Annotated in this window: 1 pseudogene; it reads right to left on the reverse strand. The window is 40.0% G+C overall.

Annotation, left to right across the window (positions count from 1 at the left end):
- Window positions 1-82: 82 nt before the first annotated feature.
- Window positions 83-315 (reverse strand): annotated as a pseudogene (gene fusA / locus ACFINO_RS11000) (elongation factor G); the annotation flags it as partial.

Consider the following 315-nt stretch of genomic DNA (forward strand, 5'->3'; position numbering starts at 1 on the left):
AAATTTGCTCTTCGCCATTTGAGCTCTCCATTTTCTGTCCAAATCAAGGACTAAAGTTAAAAATTAATTACGCTACCTAAAATTACGCGTATTTCTTTTGTATCTCCAAAGCAACAGCCGAGGGGACAGGTTCATAATGATCAAACTGCATTGTATACTGTGCACGTCCTTGACTCATTGAACGAAGACTATTCACGTAACCAAACATATTCGCCAAAGGAACCATTGCATTCACAACCGTTGCAATACCACGCGCTTCAGTTCCTGAAATTTGACCGCGACGAGAATTTAAATCACCAATGACATCACCAACAT

Origin of the sequence: Bartonella sp. AA83SXKL (assembly GCF_042196965.1) — a bacterium.
In the GTDB taxonomy this organism is placed as follows: domain Bacteria; phylum Pseudomonadota; class Alphaproteobacteria; order Rhizobiales; family Rhizobiaceae; genus Bartonella.